We start from the raw sequence: 533 nt of genomic DNA, 5'->3' as shown, positions 1-533 counted from the left end.
GTTAATGACTCTGTTGTTTACATCGAACGTCTAGAGCACCAACTAAGCAAATTTAACTTCCGATCTACTATTGAAGCGGTCGCCCTTGATTCAGGCTACTGGACCCCTTATGTTTGCCACAAAACATCGAAGCTAGAAATTATGGCGGTAATTCCAGATCGGCAGTCTCGAGATTATGGGGTTTTCCCAAAAGATCATTTCACGTATGATGCTCAAAAAAATGTTTATGTCTGCCCTGGCAACCAAGAGCTAACCTACCGAACGACTAACCGTAAAGGGCTTAGAGATTATCGATCGAATCCCGAAATATGCGCGCAATGCCCTCTCTTGTCATCATGCACGAACAATAAATCAAGCCAACGGACCATTCAACGTCATGTTTGGGAAGAGGGCAAGGAGCGAGTAACAGCCAATCGGGAATCCGATACGGGCAAAGCCATATATAAATTTCGAAGCCAGACGATTGAGCGAAGTTTCGCGGACGCCAAAGTGCTCCACGGACTTCGCTATTGCCGGTTTCGGGGAAGAGACAA

The 533-nt window shown here is 46.2% G+C and carries 1 protein-coding gene; it reads left to right on the top strand.

Features of this window, described 5'->3' with window-relative positions; genetic code table 11:
* Positions 1-141: 141 nt before the first annotated feature.
* On the top strand, positions 142-533 hold a 392-nt coding region (locus tag RB620_RS30495), incomplete at its 3' end, for a transposase (RefSeq protein ID WP_374121481.1).

It is taken from the genome of Paenibacillus sp. LHD-117 (genome assembly GCF_030929555.1).
Taxonomy (GTDB): Bacteria; Bacillota; Bacilli; order Paenibacillales; family Paenibacillaceae; genus Pristimantibacillus.
The sequence above is the reverse complement of the archived record's forward strand: the minus strand, read 5'-3'. Positions and strand labels throughout refer to the sequence as shown.